At 38.9% G+C, this 17162-nt stretch carries 15 protein-coding genes; 7 read left to right on the forward strand and 8 right to left on the reverse strand.

The window, feature by feature from the left end; translation table 11 throughout:
* Nucleotides 1–111 precede the first annotated feature (111 nt).
* The 3 genes from yghU to P20652_RS11905 form a co-directional block, all read right to left on the reverse strand.
* Nucleotides 112–957 carry a glutathione-dependent disulfide-bond oxidoreductase gene (gene yghU / locus P20652_RS11915; RefSeq protein WP_008167589.1) on the reverse strand — a complete coding sequence of 282 codons (846 nt, stop codon included), beginning with the start codon at nt 955–957 and terminating at the stop codon, nt 112–114.
* A gap of 74 nt (nt 958–1031) precedes the next feature.
* A complete protein-coding gene (locus P20652_RS11910) occupies nt 1032–1610 on the reverse strand; it encodes a rhomboid family intramembrane serine protease (RefSeq protein ID WP_008167591.1) in 579 nt (192 codons plus the stop codon).
* 116 nt (nt 1611–1726) lie between these two features.
* Entirely contained in the window at nt 1727–2410 is a 684-nt protein-coding gene (locus P20652_RS11905) for a type 1 glutamine amidotransferase domain-containing protein (RefSeq protein ID WP_008167594.1), read from the reverse strand.
* 157 nt (nt 2411–2567) lie between these two features.
* On the opposite strand from P20652_RS11905, the gene P20652_RS11900 reads away from it, so the two are divergent.
* The gene (locus P20652_RS11900; protein ID WP_008167595.1) at nt 2568–3491 is read left to right on the forward strand and encodes a LysR family transcriptional regulator; all 924 of its coding nucleotides are present in this window, start codon (nt 2568–2570) and stop codon (nt 3489–3491) included.
* 43 nt (nt 3492–3534) lie between these two features.
* Here the strand turns inward: P20652_RS11900 and P20652_RS11895 are convergent, their stop codons facing one another.
* The 4 genes from P20652_RS11895 to P20652_RS11880 all read right to left on the reverse strand — a co-directional run bounded on the left by P20652_RS11895 (nt 3535) and on the right by P20652_RS11880 (nt 9017).
* Complete coding sequence (locus P20652_RS11895; RefSeq protein WP_008167597.1) at nt 3535–4269, reverse strand: dienelactone hydrolase family protein; 735 nt, start codon at nt 4267–4269, stop codon at nt 3535–3537.
* A gap of 245 nt (nt 4270–4514) precedes the next feature.
* Complete coding sequence (locus P20652_RS11890) at nt 4515–5840, reverse strand: glycerophosphodiester phosphodiesterase family protein (protein ID WP_008167601.1); 1326 nt, start codon at nt 5838–5840, stop codon at nt 4515–4517.
* Between the two features lie 69 nt (nt 5841–5909).
* Nucleotides 5910–6761 carry a carboxylate/amino acid/amine transporter gene (locus P20652_RS11885; RefSeq protein ID WP_008167603.1) on the reverse strand — a complete coding sequence of 284 codons (852 nt, stop codon included), beginning with the start codon at nt 6759–6761 and terminating at the stop codon, nt 5910–5912.
* Between the two features lie 114 nt (nt 6762–6875).
* A complete protein-coding gene (locus tag P20652_RS11880) occupies nt 6876–9017 on the reverse strand; it encodes a M3 family metallopeptidase (RefSeq protein ID WP_008167604.1) in 2142 nt (713 codons plus the stop codon).
* A 646-nt stretch (nt 9018–9663) separates the two neighbouring features.
* Here P20652_RS11880 and P20652_RS11875 point away from each other — a divergent pair.
* The 6 genes from P20652_RS11875 to yegD all read left to right on the forward strand — a co-directional run bounded on the left by P20652_RS11875 (nt 9664) and on the right by yegD (nt 16657).
* Nucleotides 9664–10524 (forward strand): mechanosensitive ion channel family protein, encoded by an 861-nt coding sequence (locus tag P20652_RS11875; protein ID WP_008167607.1) that lies wholly within the window; start codon nt 9664–9666, stop codon nt 10522–10524.
* Nucleotides 10525–10944: 420 nt separating this feature from the next.
* Nucleotides 10945–13218, forward strand: a complete 2274-nt coding sequence (locus P20652_RS11870) for a TonB-dependent receptor (protein ID WP_008167608.1) — start codon at nt 10945–10947, stop codon at nt 13216–13218.
* 105 nt (nt 13219–13323) lie between these two features.
* Complete coding sequence (locus tag P20652_RS11865; protein ID WP_008167610.1) at nt 13324–13623, forward strand: hypothetical protein; 300 nt, start codon at nt 13324–13326, stop codon at nt 13621–13623.
* Between the two features lie 75 nt (nt 13624–13698).
* On the forward strand, nt 13699–14355 hold the full coding sequence (locus tag P20652_RS11860; protein WP_008167611.1) for an HAD family phosphatase: 657 nt from the start codon (nt 13699–13701) through the stop codon (nt 14353–14355).
* Nucleotides 14356–14388: 33 nt separating this feature from the next.
* Nucleotides 14389–15258: a DNA ligase gene (locus P20652_RS11855; RefSeq protein ID WP_139048206.1), complete on the forward strand. Its 870-nt coding sequence runs from the start codon at nt 14389–14391 to the stop codon at nt 15256–15258.
* Between the two features lie 34 nt (nt 15259–15292).
* The gene (gene yegD, locus P20652_RS11850; RefSeq protein WP_008167615.1) at nt 15293–16657 is read left to right on the forward strand and encodes a molecular chaperone; all 1365 of its coding nucleotides are present in this window, start codon (nt 15293–15295) and stop codon (nt 16655–16657) included.
* A 19-nt stretch (nt 16658–16676) separates the two neighbouring features.
* Here the strand turns inward: yegD and P20652_RS11845 are convergent, their stop codons facing one another.
* Nucleotides 16677–17141 carry a methylglyoxal synthase gene (locus P20652_RS11845; RefSeq protein ID WP_008167618.1) on the reverse strand — a complete coding sequence of 155 codons (465 nt, stop codon included), beginning with the start codon at nt 17139–17141 and terminating at the stop codon, nt 16677–16679.
* Nucleotides 17142–17162: the final 21 nt, after the last annotated feature.

Below are 17162 nucleotides of genomic sequence, written 5' to 3' on the forward strand. Positions count from 1 at the left end.
AAAGTAAAAAAGTTAGCACAGTAAAAAGGCTCATAATAAAATAATCATTATGAGCCTTAAAATTATCAAGCAGGTTAAAGTGTTAACAACTTTACTTGCTGTTTTGTAGATTTAACCTTCGAAATCACTATCGTTATGGCGCTCTGCCATTTGCTCTTCTTCAGGGCCCCATGTGCGATTTACGCGACGACCACGTTTTACAGCAGGGCGCTCTGATATTTGCGTAGCCCAGCGAACAACATGAGTGTATGAGGTGACATCTAAAAATTCAGCTGCATCATATAAGTCCCCTAAAACAAGCGAGCCATACCACGGCCAAATTGCAATATCGGCAATTGAGTATTCATCACCCGCCATGTATTCATTTTCGCTTAAATGACGATTTAACACGTCAAGTTGGCGTTTAGTTTCCATGGTGAAACGGTCAATAGGGTATTGCATTTTACTTGGTGCGTAGCTATAAAAGTGACCAAACCCACCACCTAAGTATGGCGCTGAGCCCATTTGCCAAAATAGCCAGTTACGACACTCTGTTTTAGCTTTTAAATCTTTAGGGATGAGCACATCAAATTTTTCAGCCAAATACTGTAAAATAGAACCAGACTCAAAAATGCGAGTAGGTGGGGTGGTTGAATGATCCATTAGCGCTGGGATTTTTGAGTTTGGATTAATATCAACAAAGTCAGATCCAAACTGATCGCCATCACCTATGTTTATTAAATATGCGTCATAGTCTGCATCGGTGCAACCAAGCTGTAAAAGCTCTTCAAACATGATTGTAGCTTTTTGGCCATTGGGCGTAGCAAGAGAATAAAGCTGAAATGCGTGCTCGCCAATAGGTAGAGTTTTGTCATGAGTTGCGCCTGCAATTGGGCGGTTAATACTGGCAAACTTACCGCCACTTTCACTTTCCCACGTCCATACTTTTGGTGGCGTGTATTCGTTTTGATCACTCATAAATAACCTCAATGTTAAATGGAAATGTTTAATACTTACTCAGAAATGTGGCCATAAAAAATTAATTAAAGGCCCTAAATATTTAATTTATCGGCTTTTGCTAATCTATAGCCTAAAAACAATCCGCTTAGCGCTCCAAATAGATGGCTTTCAAACGATACATGATAGCGCTGGGGTAAAACACCCCATATAAAACCGCTGTAAAGTATAGCCACTACTACTGCAATTATAATTGATTTTAACGAGCGTCTTACTAAGCCATAGCATAGAATAAAGCCCCATAAACCATATATAACACCGCTTAAACCAACATGTATGTTACTGCGCCCAAAAGCCCAAACTAACAGTCCACCGGCTAGAGCGGTAAAAATAAATACGTTATAAAAACGTTTTACGCTGTACTGGCAAATTAGCCAACTTAATACTACAAATGGGATCATATTACTGGCGAAGTGCCACCAGCTACCATGTAAAAAAGGTGCGCATAGTATGCCAATTAACCCTTGGATACTGCGTGGATATATGCCTAAACCATTAAGATTTATGCCAGGTAGACTATTGATCACTTGTAGTACGAAGCAAAGAACAACAATACTAAATATTGCGAAACGGGTATTAGTTAGTAATGACAGAGTGGTTGGCTTGGTTGCCATATAATCGCCCTAATTGACTTTAAGAGTTGCCAGTATAGGAATTGTATTTGCTAATGAAAAGCAATTAAAAAAGCACAGCATAAAATGCTGTGCTTAATTTTAATTATTACTCACTATTAACCTAATTTTGTTAATAGTTTTTTGGCAGCTAGTTCAGAGCTTGCTGGGTTTTGGCCGGTAATGACTAAACCGTCTTCTAATGCTAATACACCCCAGTCGTCAGTTTTTTGATAATCGCCACCTTTTTTGATTAGCTCGTCTTCAACTAAAAATGGCACGATATCGGTAAGTTGCACTGCAGCTTCTTCAGAGTTAGTGAAACCGGTTACTTTTTTACCCGCTACTAATGCATTGCCATCGGCATCTTTAACATTTAAAAATGCAGCACTTGCATGACATACTGCAGCAACTGGTTTTTGCTCTTTTACAAAGCTTTCGATAAGTGAGATCGAATCAGTGTTATCAACTAAATCCCATAATGGACCGTGGCCGCCTGGGTAAAATACAGCATCAAAGTCGCTTGAGTTCACTTCACTCAATACTTTAGTGTTTGCCATTAATGTTTGCGCCGCGCTATCTGCGTCGTAACGTTTAGTTGCATCTGTTTGAAAATCGGCAAGTGTACTTGTCGGATCAATGGGTGGTTGACCGCCAGCTGGAGACGCTAACGTTACTTCAGCGCCTGCATCAACAAACGCATAATAAGGGGCTGCAAATTCTTCTACCCAAAAACCTGTTTTTTCGCCAGTGTTACCAAGTTCTGCGTGAGATGTAAGAACCATAAGTATTTTTTTAGACATTGAATATATTCCTTCTGATGATTTGAATTAGTTAATCTTGCTTACCAATTACTATATGCACTAAAAGAGCTTTAAACAACGATGATAAATTTAACTTTATTGGTTTAATAATTGATACAATAGAAGGGTTGAATTTAAAACACGCTACGGAGCACATATGAAGGTGTCGTTTGAGCAGTTAAAGAGCATGGTCGTATTTGCGCAAATTGTAGAGCAGGGCAGCTTAACCGCTGCAGCTAAACAGTTAGGGCTCACGCGAGCCGTAGCCAGTTATCATTTAAAAAAGTTAGAAACTCAGCTTGAAGTTACTTTACTAAATCGCTCAACCCGAACCATGGCGCTCACTGAAGCGGGCATTGCTTATTATGAGCGTTGTAGAATTATTACCGAACAAGCTAATGCGGCTAATCAACAAATAGAAAATATAAAAAGTGAGCCACAAGGTTTACTTAAAATTAGTTGCCCTGTAAATGTGGGGATGCAGCTAATTGTGCCTGCAATAAATACGTTTAAGCGCCAATACCCTAAAATTCAAATAGACTTACAGCTTACTGACGATGTGGTTGATATTATTAAAAATGGGTTTGATTTTGCAATTAGGGGCGTAGCACTGAGTGACTCTAACTTGCAGGCAACCAAGCTGACTACAATGAGCACCTGTATTTGTGGCGCGCCGGATTACTTTACACATTTTGGTAAGCCTAAAACACCTTTAGAATTAGCGGATCATCAATGGGTGGTTTATCAATTGGGCAGTAAAACGTTAACACTGTCAAAAGATGGCAAAAAACACGATATTACAATGCAAGGCGCCTTAAGTACTAATAACGCAGCTGCACGCACTGCTTTTGTTGAAGCAGGGCATGGCATTGGGCGTATTCCGCTTTACGATGCGTGGCCAAAAGTGCAAGCTGGACTGCTTGAAATAATATTAGATGATTATAAAAGCAAAGATATTGAGCTTTACGGGGTATTTCCACCCGGTGGCGCAGGCTCTAAAAAGTTACGGTTATTCATTGATTACTTAAAAGCATACTTTGTAAAACAGCATACCGCCTTAGGTATGCTGAAAAGCGTTTAATTATTTTCGCTTTTTAAATATTTATAAAGCATTTATAAAACACTTATAAAGTACGGCTAAATAATGCCACTGCTTGTTGATACATATTAATGGCAAGGGCTGCATCGTATCGCTCACCTTCATCACGCATAAAGGCATGTTGTGCATTAACCTCTTGCCATTGGTAATTAATGCCAGTGCTTACGCATTGTTGGTATATTTTAGCGCGGCCTTCCTTTGGCACATGCGGGTCTTGTTTACCCCATATAAAGTGAATTTCGCCTTGTATATCAGCCATACGCTCGAATGAGTTATTACCTGGTTTTGCAGGTAATGTATCGCTGTGAATATCAGTTGCGTATAAACAAAATGCCGCTTTAATTTCAGAGTTAAGTGCGGCTCTATAAGCTAAATGCCCGCCAATACATACGCCCATTGCGCCTACGGTTCCTGTGCAATAGCTTTGCTGCTTTATAAAGTCGATCATGGCTTGCGTGTCGCTATCATGATGCTCAAGTGGCTTTGCCCATTTATCGGCATTGCCTTTATCTTTACCTGCATCGTCGTAAGCAAGCACAGTGCCTATAGGATTTAACTCGTGAAATACTTCCGGTACCAATACCACAAAACCATGGCTTGCTAAAATAGCTGCGCTGCGTGCAATAGGTGCAGTTTGCTGAAATATTTCAGAATAAAAAATGATAGCAGGGAACAGTCCTTGCGCTTGAGGGCGGTATACGGTTGTTCGCATTAAACCTGTAGGAGTTGGCAAGTCAGCATTATGTTGTTTGATTATCATAAAAAGCGCTCAGTTAAATAAAATTATATATAATGTTATGGTAACTGAGCGCGATAAAATAAACGACTTTTGTTGTAGAGTATTTATACCAACCAGCATAAATCTTTGATCAATTTAACGAATTAAATTTCACTATAACGTCGTTAAAAATTTTTTATTTAGAACAACTAGATAAAAAAATTTTTGCCTAGTTCTAGCGTAATTTTCTTAACGTTAAATAGACCCCATATATAAGCAGATTGGTATTAAATACTTGCTGGCATTTTATTACAACTTGCGTAGTAACTTACCGTGGCCGGCCAATCAGAAAATATAGCCATTACCCCTACGTCTTTTGCGAGTACATCAACGACAGTCATCATATCGCCATCGTTATTTATTACATCAGCAATTGATTGATAGTAATAACCGCCACCTTCATTAAGCGGACCCGAGCGCTCAAGGCTCCATGCAATAAGCTTTAAACCTGCCGCTTTTGCGTCAATAGCGTACTGCGAGGGAACAATGTTATTGTTATTATCGATAGTTAGCATCATCCAAATTGGTGGGGCTAAAATTTTCACCCCATCAGCCACTAACTCATCCATACCCGGTTGCCATGTTTGTGGGTTACTTGGATCAAATCCGGCTTCGCTGTCACGGCCATCTAAATAAACACTTTGATCTGCAAATTCTGGATTGGTGTTAATCCAATATTTAACATCGTCTAAGTTAAACGATTGTGGATAAACTTTTGAGGCTGGTACACCCATTTGCGAGTACTCGTCTAGCATTTTTTGCGCGTATTGTTCTTGTGTCATTCCATCAAATGGCATACTTACTTGTGGCGATTTTAGCTCTGGTGTCATTTTTACACCTAGCTCATTAAACAGTGCAATGCTTTGTTTATGGGTCATCAATGTGCCGTTGGTGGCATATAAATCAGTGCGCCAATTTGGGGTGCCGTCGAGATATTCTGCCACCGTGGTGGCTTTTGTATTCGCGCCATCCATTTTTCCTTCAAGGGTTAAAAACTCCGCTAAGCTTATATCGCTGGTACAACACTTTGCAGAAGCGGCAATACCATTAGCAGGGTCGGCTGGTGTAAATGGCACACTGCATTTAGCTGCAAGTTCAGGAATAGCTAAAATATTGGTAGTGGTATGTAAGTCACATTGTGAGTGCCTGCATACCAGTTCTTTATCGTTTGTGAACGTTACATCGCACTCTACAATACCTGCGCCCATACGCGCTGCTGCAACGTATGACTCTTTTGTATGTTCAGGGTATTGCATTGGCGCACCACGGTGCCCGATTGAAAAGTCGGTAGTATAAAATGGGCTATCTTGACATGATGCTAATTGTGTTTTTAGCTCGCCTGGCGCCATATCGTTAATTAAATAATCTGGGCGTGCACCTAGTTGAATATTACTACCTTGTGCAACTTCAACAACCACAGGGGTAGGAACTTCTACAATTTCAACTTCGGTGTTGGTAACAACCACTTCTTTTTCTACTATTTCTACATCGTCGTCGCAGCCTGCAAGTGTGGCTAACAATATACAGCTTGTAAGTAAGGTAATACGTTTCATTGTTTATCCTTAAAAAGTAAAATTTGTACTACCTTAATGATTATTAATGACAATTTAGCTACAAGTTTATTAATTTACTTTTTTATTAAGCATTTGATTCACTAATAATGCACCTAACATTATAGCTGCACCAATACTTAACCTAACTATGTCAGCGTCTCTGTTCCAAATAAGCACGTTAACAATAATCCCTGCTGGGATAAGTAAGTTATTCATGACAGCCAGAGCTCCAACGTTGACGAGTGTTGCGCCTTTATTCCACATAAAGTAACCAAAGCCTGATGCAACAACCCCTAAATAAATCAGTATGCCCCACTGAGTAGAAGTGGTTGGTAATTTGTTTGAATTACCAAATAATGCATAACAAATTGTGGCAATAATAAGTGCGCCTATAAAAAACCATCCAAATACGGTTTTATCATCAAGCTGATTGTTCATCATTAAGCGTTTATAGGTTACTTGGCCTACAGCAAAACTTATGTTCGCACCTTGAACTAATAATAAGCCAATTATGAAATTACTATTTAGGTTTTCGTAACGAATGGTAATTGCACCAATTACAGCAATAAGTGCAACTATAAAAAAGCGTGAGTTGAAATTTTTGTTCAATGCATCATTTAGCAGGGTAATGTACAAAGGAGTCATTACTGTAAATAACAGTACTTCGGGGACGCTTAAAAATAAAAAGGAGTGGTAGTAAAAGCTATACATAACACCAAGTTGTATAGCGCCAATCAGCATGAGCTTTAAGGCTAAAGGTTTAGGTGTTTGTTTAAACTTTAAAAATGGTAAAAATATGAGGGTTGCTAGTGCTATGCGAATTAACACACTAAACCATGCATCAACCTGACCTGCTAAATACACGCCAATTAAACTAAATGAAAATGCCCAAAGTAAAGTTACTGCAAATAAGTACCGCATAGCCGTCGTCTTTTAATAATTAATGGCAGCAGTTTATCTGTTATAAATTAATGTATAAACAATAAAAGCCCGCAAGCGGGCTTTTATAAAAGTGAGCTTAATAAATTAAGTTATTTATTCAACTAAACCACGGCGCTTAAGTAGTGCGTCGGTTGTTGGTTTTTGACCTCTAAACTCAATGTAACTTTGCATTAAGTCGCGGCTATTACCTTTTGATAGGATTTCTTTACGGAAGTTATCACCGTTTTTACGTGTTAAACCACCGTTGTTTTCCATATGTGCAAACGCATCGGCTGCAAATACTTCAGTCCAAAGGTATGCGTAGTAACCCGCAGAGTAACCGCCTGCAAAGGTATGGCTAAAGTAGTTTGATTTATAACGCGGTGGCACTGGGTAGTAATCAATACCATGTGCTTTTAGCGCTGCGTTTTCAAACTCTTGAACATCATTGATTTTCTTATCTGAACCAAATGAATGCCATTCCATATCAAGTAAAGCAGCCGCTAAATATTCAGTAGTACCAAAACCTTGGTTGAATTTTTGCGATGCTAATACTTTGTCAAGCAATGCTTGTGGAATTGGCTCACCTGTTTTGTAGTGCTTAGCGTAATTAGCAAGTACGCTAGGTTCAATCATCCAATCTTCGTGTGCTTGAGATGGAAATTCAACAAAGTCACGTGCTGTTGCTGTACCTGCAAGGCTTGGGTATTTAACATCTGAGAATAAACCATGTGCCGCATGACCAAATTCGTGGAACATAGTCGATACTTCGTCAAAGGTCATAAGCGTTGGCTCGCCTTCAGCTGGTTTTGGAATGTTTTGTGCATTGTAAATAACAGGTTTAGTGCCTTTTAAGCCGCTTTGGCCTACGTATGCACTCATCCATGCACCGCCACGCTTGCCTTCACGTGCGTATGGGTCCATGTAAAATAAACCAATTGCACTGCCGTCAGCATTAAATACTTCGTAAACAGTTACATCTTCGTGGTAAACCGGTAAGTCTTGACGTTCTTTGAACGTAATACCGTACAGTTTATTCATTGCAAAGAATAAACCATCGTTAATTACTGAACTCATTTCAAAGTAGGGTTTAACTAACGCAGGATCTAGGTCGTATTTTTCAGCGCGCACTTTTTCAGCGTAAAATGCCCAATCCCACGGTTTAAGTTCGAAGCTTTCGCCCGAATCGTTAATCACTTTTTGAATAGCAGCGGCTTCAATTTTCGCTTTTTCAACTGCTTTAGGAGCAAGGTCATCTAAAATGCCATATACATTTTCAGTTGTTTGCGCCATACGCGACGTCATTACATACGAAGCCCAATCTTTGTAGCCTAAAAGCTCTGCTTTTTGTGCACGTAAGTTTGTTTCTTCAATAATGATAGGGCCATTAGTTTGTGCTGCACGGTTTGCAGATGCAGTAAAAATTTGCTCACGTAATTCACGGTTTTCAAGGCTTGATAGAATAGGCTGTTGCGTGGTGTTAACAAGCGTGATCATGTAGCCTTCTTTACCCGCTTTTTTAGCTGCGGATGCAAGGCCTGCAATTTCACCTTCAGAAAGACCAGCAAGTTTAGCTTTGTCAGTAACAACAATTACATCTTCTTTAAACGACTTTAAAACGTTTTGCGAAAACGAAGTAGATAAGTTAGCAAGCTGTGCGTTAATTTCGCGCATTTTTGCTTTTTCTTCGTCATTTAATTTAGCGCCAGCTTTTACAAATTGTTTGTAATAAAAGTCAACAAGGCGTTGATCTTCAGCGCTTAGTGTTGCTTGGTTGTCGTATATTGTTTGAACGCGCTTAAATAGAGCACCGTTTAAATAAATGTCATCAGAGTGAGCCGATAATACTGGCGCCATTTTTTTACTAATGCGTTGGTATTCGTCATCTGAAATTAAACCCGATAAGTTGTAAAATGCCGTTGATACACGGTTTAATAACTCACCCGATAGTTCCATTTCAACTAACGTATTTTTGAATGTAGCTGGCTCTGGGTTATTAGCAATTGCTTGAATTTGAGCTGTATGCTCTGCAATACCCGCATCGAACACGGCTTCATAATCTTTAGTACCAAATTTATCAAACTCAGGTGCCATGTATTGTAAAGGACTTGGTTTGAATAACACATTGCTTGCATTTACGTCTTGCACTTGTGCTGCGCTTTCTTTTTCCATTGTTTGTATTTCTGTTTTATTTTCAGAACAGGCAGATAGTAATAATACACTAGCAATAGTAGTGGCGATCAGGGTTTTACGCATAATAACTCCATAGAAAAATTAGCCGAAATAGGCTTTGTGAGTCGAAAAACCCAGTTAACTTACCAAATTTTGATTTATATACAATAAAGTTTATCGATATTAAGGGATGTTTTAACTCAAATTAGCTAATAATTAGTGTCAAGGAGGGTAAAAGTGCCCTAAAAATATACATTTAAGCTACTTAATTTGATGTTTGAATCGTTATCAGGCCAGGGCCTGCTGACATTGGACTAAGTAAAAACAGAGCAACAAAGAGTAAATCGCCCCTAGTACGAACCCAAAGGGCAGCGCATGTTTAGCATTTATGCTGTGTTATAGCCTATTTGCGGGGAACAATCACACAACATAGACTCTGCCTTGTCTAAAAACCCAAATTGCTTTGAAGTCATTTAAAATTTACCTGTGGCTGCAAAGTAGCGGATATTTAATTGAGTGTAAATTGCGTCATGAGTGCTCTTCAGTACTCATACACTATTGATATAGTAATGGATGTAATAAAAAGTTAATAAATTGCCCTTAAAAAGTATTTTGAACTTATTAACTTGGCGTTTTAGCTATATTATTAAGTGTTGATCTTAGTAAAACCTAAACCACAATTTTATAGTGGTTGAATAACATACAAATAAAAAGATATTTTGGAAAATTTATGACACTCGAACAAATTAATCAGTATTTAGCTTTTGTGATATTTACGTATAACGATGTGCAAATTACTGTCGTTAAGGTAATTCAAGTTCCTTTGATATTGTTTGCTATGTGGTTTTTAGTGACACATATAGGCAAGCTTATAAAAAAAACCTTACAGGCGAAAAAGCTAAGCCAAGATGCGGTGCACTTATTTACGCGTATTTATTTTATATTAAGCATCGCTATTTTAATTTTTACCTCCCTTGAAGTATTAAATATTCCACTGACGGCATTTGCATTTGTCTCTGGTGCCATTGCAATTGGTGTGGGGTTTGGTGCACAAAATATTATTAATAACTTTATAAGTGGGTGGATATTAATGTGGGAGCGACCAATTCGTATTGGTGATTTTTTAGAAGTCGGTGATGCAAAAGGAGTGGTTGAAACAATAAATACACGTTCAACGCGTATTCGTCGAAACGATGGCGTACATATGCTCATACCCAACAGTCAGTTATTAGAAAACACAGTAACCAACTGGACATTAATTGATGGTAATGCGCGCTCATCGGTAAGTGTAGGAGTGGCATATGGATCAGATGTACTGCTTGTTAAAAAATTAATTCAGCAAGTACTTGATGATCATGATCTAATTTTATTAAACCCTAAATCATCAGTTTTATTTGATGACTTTGCTGATAGCTCGCTTGTATTTAATGCTATTTTTTGGGTGTGCGCAGAGTCTGAAACCATGCTTAGAAGAGTGCGTAGTGATATTCGTTTTAGTATTTACGCTGTATTTGAAAAGCATGATGTAGTGATTGCTTTCCCACAGCGCGATATTCATATCGACGGTGAAATTGCTTTTAAGCGCTCATAGTTCAAATATAGTAAATATTTAAAGTCGTACCTGGGCGACTTTTTATATAAACACAGACGTTTCTATTTTGGGTTAGCATATAAAATAATACCTTTGTACTACTCTATTTTATGAAAATCAAGAAAGGACATATGTCCTCTGTAATGGGTTTTTACATCTAAAAAGTGATAAAAAACGTGATTTTGTAGTTAAATGTTGCAAAAAAGTTTCTAATTATGTCTATATTTATGCAGTAAAATTGTCACACAATGGTATAATCCTAATCGTTCGTTCAGCCTTGTTACGTCGTTTTTGTACTCTCGGCTATAAGGTCCGCGCGCATGACGCAAGTCGCGAAAAATTGAACGAGCCCGCAATGAATACATTGCGCAACACAAAAAACCGTTGAACAAGAGTGCATACTAAAGGTTAATACCCGACATGAAATCATTAAAAAAATCTGCAATAGCGACAATTATAAACGCTGCACTACTCTCGGCTGCTGGAACATCTATTTCTGCATTCGCCGCTGAAGAAGAAACGGCTAAAAAAAGCAATCAACTAGAAGTTATTCAAGTTACCGCCCGTAAACGCGTAGAAAATGCACAAGAAGTACCTGTAGCAGTATCTGCATTACAAGGTGATAACCTTGATGCATACAGTTCCGCAGGTATGGATATTCGCTTTTTAAATGCGAAAATTCCAAGTTTATCTATTGAATCTTCATTTGGTCGTTCATTCCCACGCTTTTATGTTCGTGGTTTAGGTAATACCGATTTCGATTTAAATGCATCACAACCAGTATCACTTGTTGTCGATGAAGTAGTGCAAGAAAATGCGATTTTAAAAGGTTTCCCTGTATTTGATGTTGAACGCGTAGAAGTATTACGTGGTCCACAAGGTACTTTATTTGGCCGTAACACGCCAGCTGGCCTTGTTAAATTTGATACTGTTAAACCAAGCCAAGAATTTGATGGTTATGGCTCTGTTTCATACGGTAGCCGTGGCGCTGTAGACACAAGTGGTGCTGTAGGTGGTGCGTTAACAGACCGTTTATCTGCTCGTGTTTCATTATTATGGCAAGATAAAGATGATTACATTGATAACCAAGCTCCAGGCTTTGAAGCTAAAGACGAGCAAGGTGGTTACACTGAAAAAGCGGCACGTGTTCAGTTTTTATACGAAGGCGATGATTTTACTGCTTTATTAAACTATCACACACGTGATTTAGATGGCTCGCCTATTGCCTTTCGTGCAAACGTAATTAAACCAGGTACTAATGAGCTTGTAGACAACTTTGAAAACGATATTGTTTTTCAAGATGCAGCATCTCGTTCTACTCAACAAGTAGAATCGGAAGGCGCAAGCTTAAAGCTTGAGTGGGAACTTAAAAACCACACAATCACTTCAATTTCTGCATGGGAAAGTGCTGAAATATATTCGCGCGCTGATATTGACGGCGGTTACGGTGCAGCATTTATCGCTGATGGTAATTACCAAGGTCCTGGTATCATTCCATTTGCTTCAGAGAGTGCTGATGGTATTCCAGAGCAGGACCAGTTGACGCAAGAGCTACGTTTATCTAGTAACTTTGATGGTGATTTAAATTATCAAGTAGGTGTGTTTTACTTTGATGAAGAGCTAACGATTGAAAACTTCAGCTACGATACATTCTCAACACCTAATGCTGGTGCTTTAAATGGCTATGTTCGTCAACAACAAGACACAACTGCATGGGCTGTATTTGGTTCTTTAGATTATACTTTTTCAGATGATTTAAAAGTAACAGCGGGTCTTCGTTACTCTGATGATGATAAAGATTTTGTCGCTGATCGTACTCTTAGCCCAATTGGCGGCGGAGCTTTACTTGTAGAACGTGATGTTAGTGACGACCATGTTAGCTGGGACTTATCTGCAAATTATAAAGTAAACGATGATGTTAACTGGTACGGCCGTGTAGCAAATAGCTTCCGCGCACCTAGTTTACAAGGTCGTATTTTGTTTGGTGATGATGTAACAACAGCTGAATCAGAAACGGTAACATCGTACGAAACGGGTATTAAATCAGACGTGTTAGATGGCCAAGGTCGTGTTAACGCGACTGTGTTTTATTACACGATGGACGACCAGCAACTTACCGCTGTAGGCGGTGGTGCTAACTTTAACCGTTTAGTTAATGCTGATAAAACGACTGGCTATGGTTTTGAGTTAGATACGCAGTGGGTATTGAGCGATGAGTTTAATGCTACATTTAACTTAAGCTACAATAAAACTGAAATCAAAGATAGTAATCTAAGTATTGCAGCTCCTGACCGTTCAACGTTAAATATTACAGACCCAGTAGTAGACGGTAAAGTATTCCTTGATGGTAATAGCTTACCGCATGCTCCTGAGTGGATCTCTAACTTTACGCTTCGCTACACTAAAGAACTTGCCGATGGTAACTTCTTCGCAAGCGGTGATATTTCTTATCGCAGTAAAATCAACATGTTCCTTTACGAATCAGTAGAGTTTGAAGGTAAAGAGCTTATTGAAACAGGTTTGCGTACAGGTTACACATGGTCTGAAGGCGATTACGAATACGAAGTTGCTGCATTTGTTCGTAACTTATTTGACGAGCAACAAGTTATTGGTGCTGTAGACTTTAATAACAATACAGGTATTGTTAACGAAGAGCGTTATGTAGGTGCTGAATTTAAAGTTAACTTCTTCTAAAGATAACCTTAAATTATATTAATTTTTAAAAGCCTGCCTTGTGCAGGCTTTTATGTTTTTATAAAGCTGGTAAAGTAGCGTTAATTAATTTAAAGAGATAAAAAGATGGCTGGATTTTGGAATTACCGTGTAATTTTTTGTGAAGCAACGAAAGACGAAGCAGCGCAATATCAAATACATGAAGTAGAGTATAACCTAAATGGTAAAGTGACTAACTGGTCAGAAACAGGCGCAGCCCCTTTTGGTACAACTCTTGATGAATTAAAAGATGACTCAGATCGTCTAAAAACAGCATTTGATAAGCCAGTACTTAAAGTTGTACGTAAAACCCGTGGCTACGAGCTTGTTGATGTTGAAACGGGTGAGGAAGCAACGGGTGAGCCGCCAGCTGGCTTAACGCAATAACTGTATTTATACAAAAGGTGCTTAAGGCGCCTTTTTTATTGTTAAAATTTATCTTAGGTTAAATAAGGGATGAGGATGACTTTAAAAGCAGTGTTATTTGATATGGATGGCACATTAGTTGATTCAGAAAGCATGCACTTTGTATGTTGGAGTAAATTACTTAAACCTTTCGGTGTTAGTTATTTAGAAAATGATTTTTGTCAGCGCTTTTCAGGACGGCCCACCTTAGAAGCTGCAATAGAGATTAAGCAAGAGCATAACTTATCAGTAACCGCACAGTTTTTAGCTGATGAAAAATATCGTCTATTTGGTGAATATGTAATAACACATTTACCGCCACTGATGCCATTTACAGAGCAAACGTTGGCGGCGGTAAAGGCTAGTCGCTTAAAAATGGCGCTAGTAACAGGCAGTGCTAAAAGTGAAGCCATGCCAATACTAAAAGGTTTAGGGTTTTATGAGCTGTTTGACACGGTGGTTACAAAAGACGATGTAACTAATCCTAAACCTGCGGGAGATCCTTATAAGCTTGCGCTTGAGCAAATGAATATATCCCCGGGCAATGCAATAGCCGTTGAGGATACATTTACCGGCGTTACGGCGGCTAAAAACGCCTTGTTACGTGTTGTAGCCATTGCTAATAGCCATACTAAAGATCACGATTTTAGCCACGCTACCTATAAAATGGGCAACTTAGATGAGTTTTGGCAATGGGTGCAATCTCAACTATAGTTTAAGGTAACTTTGATTTGCTTGGATGCACCAATGTTTACTATTAAACACCTGCTTTTAATTGTTGTTATACTTTTTACGCAATGTATAAGTGCAGCACAACCCTCTGTTTTACTGGCGAAAGTATATGACGAAACTAAACATTATGATGTAAGTAAATATTTAGTCAGTGAAAAATATGATGGCGTAAGAGCTATATGGACCGGTACGCAGTTTGTCACTCGCAAGGGCAATATTATCAATGCGCCGGGCTGGTTTACAGCTCCATTGCCAAATGTATGGCTTGATGGTGAGTTATGGACCAAGCGTGAGCACTTTTCTACGCTAAGTGGCATAGTCAGAACTAAAAACCCTAATAATCATGATTGGCAAACTATCACTTATAAAGTATTTGATATGCCAGATCCAGCCTTGCCTTTTAGTGCTCGTTATTCAAACTATAATGAACTTATTAATAGCCTAAACTCGCCGCACATTAGTGCTGTTGAGCAACACAGTTTTATTAACAATGAGCAGCTAACAAAATACTTTGAAAAAATAACTAATCAAGGTGCTGAAGGTGTAATGCTTCATTTAGCCAGTGCTAAGCATACTGATGGGCGAAGCAATGCCTTACTAAAATTAAAGCCATATTTGGATGCGGAAGCGGTTGTAATTGCGCACTTACCCGGTAAAGGTAAATACCAAGACATGTTAGGGGCATTGAAGGTGAAAACAACACAAGGGCAGGTTTTTTCTATTGGTACTGGGTTTAGTGATACACAACGAAGATCTCCGCCAGAGATAGGCAGCACTGTAACGTACCGATTTCATGGTTTAACAAAAAACGGTTTACCGCGTTTTGCTAGTTTTTACGGGTCAGAGATAGTTTATAACATTTATAATTTTCTCAAAGTGTGCTAAATTGCGCGGCCTTTTTGGTAATGTTTGGTGAAGTATGTTTGTAGGTTTTGATTACGGTAGTTCTAATTGTGCTATGGGTGTAATGAGCGAGGGCAATGTTCAATTAGTACCGTTAGAGCAAGGAAAACATTACTTACCGTCTACACTTTACACTCATCATAGTGCCTTGGTTGTTGACTTTGTTGCTAAGCATTTACATGGCACAGCCCATGAGCATGACTTTTTAACGCAGCGCCAAGCATTATTAAATACCTTACCTCGTATTAAGTCAGACCTTGATTTACAACCTTCAGATGAGACCCTATTTATTGGCCGTGAAGCGATTAGCGAGTACGTGCAGTTTCCTGAAGAAGGCTACTTTGTTAAGTCCCCTAAATCATTTTTTGGCGCAACAGGTTTAAAGCAAGGTCAAATTAACTTTTTTGAAGATATTGCAACCGCGATGATCTTAAAAATTAAGCAACGCGCTGAGCTCTCTTTAGGTAAAACACTTACACAAACTGTGATTGGTCGCCCAGTAAACTTTCAAGCTGTGGGTGGTGAGCAATCAAATCAACAAGCGGTCGGTATTTTAGAGCGTGCTGCTAAACGTGCTGGTTTTAAAGACGTAGAGTTTTTATATGAGCCACTTGCTGCGGGTATCGACTACGAGAGTGATTTAACTCAGGATCAAAAAGTACTCGTTATTGATATTGGTGGTGGTACAAGCGACTGCTCATTTGTACAAATGGGCCCGAGTTTTAGAGGAAATAACCAGCGCGATAGCGATTTTTTATCGCACAGTGGTAAACGTGTTGGCGGAAACGATTTAGATATTGCGTTGAGCTTTCATGGTTTAATGCCGTTATTGGGTTTAGGCAGTACGTTTAAATCAGGTCTACCTTTGCCTAATCAAGCGTTTTGGCAAGCGTGTAAAATTAACGATGTAAACTTACAAAGCCAATTTTATAGTGAAAGCCATACCCGAGAGCTAAATGCACAATTACGTGATGTAAGTGCACCTGAGCTTTATAAGCGTTTAATACATTTACAGCAAAACAAGCAAGGTCATCAGTTAGTACAACAAGGTGAAGCGGCTAAAATAGCGCTTTCGTCTGCAAGTGCGTTTGATTGTGATTTAAGCTTTTTAGATAGTGGGCTGAATAAAAATGTATCGGTAAGCGATTTAGCTGTTGCCGTTGAGAGTAGTATTAGCCAAATAGTTACTTTAGCAAAACAAGCAATCAGCGACGCTGCGACCACGCCAGACATTATTTACTTAACAGGCGGTAGTGCACAATCACCATTGATTAAAGCGGCCTTAAGCGAGCACTTAGGCAATATAAAAATGGTTAACGGGGATCACTTTGGTAGTGTAACTGCTGGCCTGACTAAATGGGCCAGCATGCTTTATAAATAACCTAGATTACAATCCAGGTTTAAAGATCTATTTGTCGGGTTGCGAGATATTTTTCGTAATCTGGCAATGTACGTTCAAGCTCTACATCCATAAGGGGAGAGCTTAATAACATATCTGCACTCACCTCATTACACGCCACCGGAATATTCCAAACAGCGGCTAAACGCAGCAATGCTTTAACATCAGGGTCATGAGGCTGTGATGCTAATGGGTCCCAAAAAAATATTAAAACATGTATCTCATGTTCTGCTATTTTAGCGCCTAGTTGTTGATCGCCGCCCATTGGACCACTTAAAAGTTGAATAACATCAAGCCCCGTGGTTTTTTGGATTAAATGCCCGGTAGTACCTGTGCCATATAAAGTGTGCTTACTTAATATATTTTTATGTTTTTCACACCATAATTTTAATGCAGCTTTTTTACCGTCGTGGGCAACTAAAGCTATATTTTTTTGTGCGGGAAGAGATTGTCTTTTTTGTTCCATTTTGATTCTTTTTTATTAGTT

The organism is Pseudoalteromonas sp. BSi20652 (assembly GCF_000239855.1).
Lineage (GTDB): Bacteria > Pseudomonadota > Gammaproteobacteria > Enterobacterales > Alteromonadaceae > Pseudoalteromonas.

Coding starts and splice junctions, on each gene's coding strand:
- P20652_RS11860 (WP_008167611.1), top strand. CDS start 13,699: ATGACTTTAAAAGCAGTGTTATTTGATATGGATGGCACATTAGTTGAT.
- yghU (WP_008167589.1), bottom strand. CDS start 957: ATGAGTGATCAAAACGAATACACGCCACCAAAAGTATGGACGTGGGAA.
- P20652_RS11880 (WP_008167604.1), bottom strand. CDS start 9,017: ATGCGTAAAACCCTGATCGCCACTACTATTGCTAGTGTATTATTACTA.
- P20652_RS11870 (WP_008167608.1), top strand. CDS start 10,945: ATGAAATCATTAAAAAAATCTGCAATAGCGACAATTATAAACGCTGCA.
- P20652_RS11905 (WP_008167594.1), bottom strand. CDS start 2,410: ATGTCTAAAAAAATACTTATGGTTCTTACATCTCACGCAGAACTTGGT.
- P20652_RS11865 (WP_008167610.1), top strand. CDS start 13,324: ATGGCTGGATTTTGGAATTACCGTGTAATTTTTTGTGAAGCAACGAAA.
- P20652_RS11890 (WP_008167601.1), bottom strand. CDS start 5,840: ATGAAACGTATTACCTTACTTACAAGCTGTATATTGTTAGCCACACTT.
- yegD (WP_008167615.1), top strand. CDS start 15,293: ATGTTTGTAGGTTTTGATTACGGTAGTTCTAATTGTGCTATGGGTGTA.
- P20652_RS11900 (WP_008167595.1), top strand. CDS start 2,568: ATGAAGGTGTCGTTTGAGCAGTTAAAGAGCATGGTCGTATTTGCGCAA.
- P20652_RS11910 (WP_008167591.1), bottom strand. CDS start 1,610: ATGGCAACCAAGCCAACCACTCTGTCATTACTAACTAATACCCGTTTC.
- P20652_RS11895 (WP_008167597.1), bottom strand. CDS start 4,269: ATGATAATCAAACAACATAATGCTGACTTGCCAACTCCTACAGGTTTA.
- P20652_RS11855 (WP_139048206.1), top strand. CDS start 14,389: ATGTTTACTATTAAACACCTGCTTTTAATTGTTGTTATACTTTTTACG.
- P20652_RS11875 (WP_008167607.1), top strand. CDS start 9,664: ATGACACTCGAACAAATTAATCAGTATTTAGCTTTTGTGATATTTACG.
- P20652_RS11845 (WP_008167618.1), bottom strand. CDS start 17,141: ATGGAACAAAAAAGACAATCTCTTCCCGCACAAAAAAATATAGCTTTA.
- P20652_RS11885 (WP_008167603.1), bottom strand. CDS start 6,761: ATGCGGTACTTATTTGCAGTAACTTTACTTTGGGCATTTTCATTTAGT.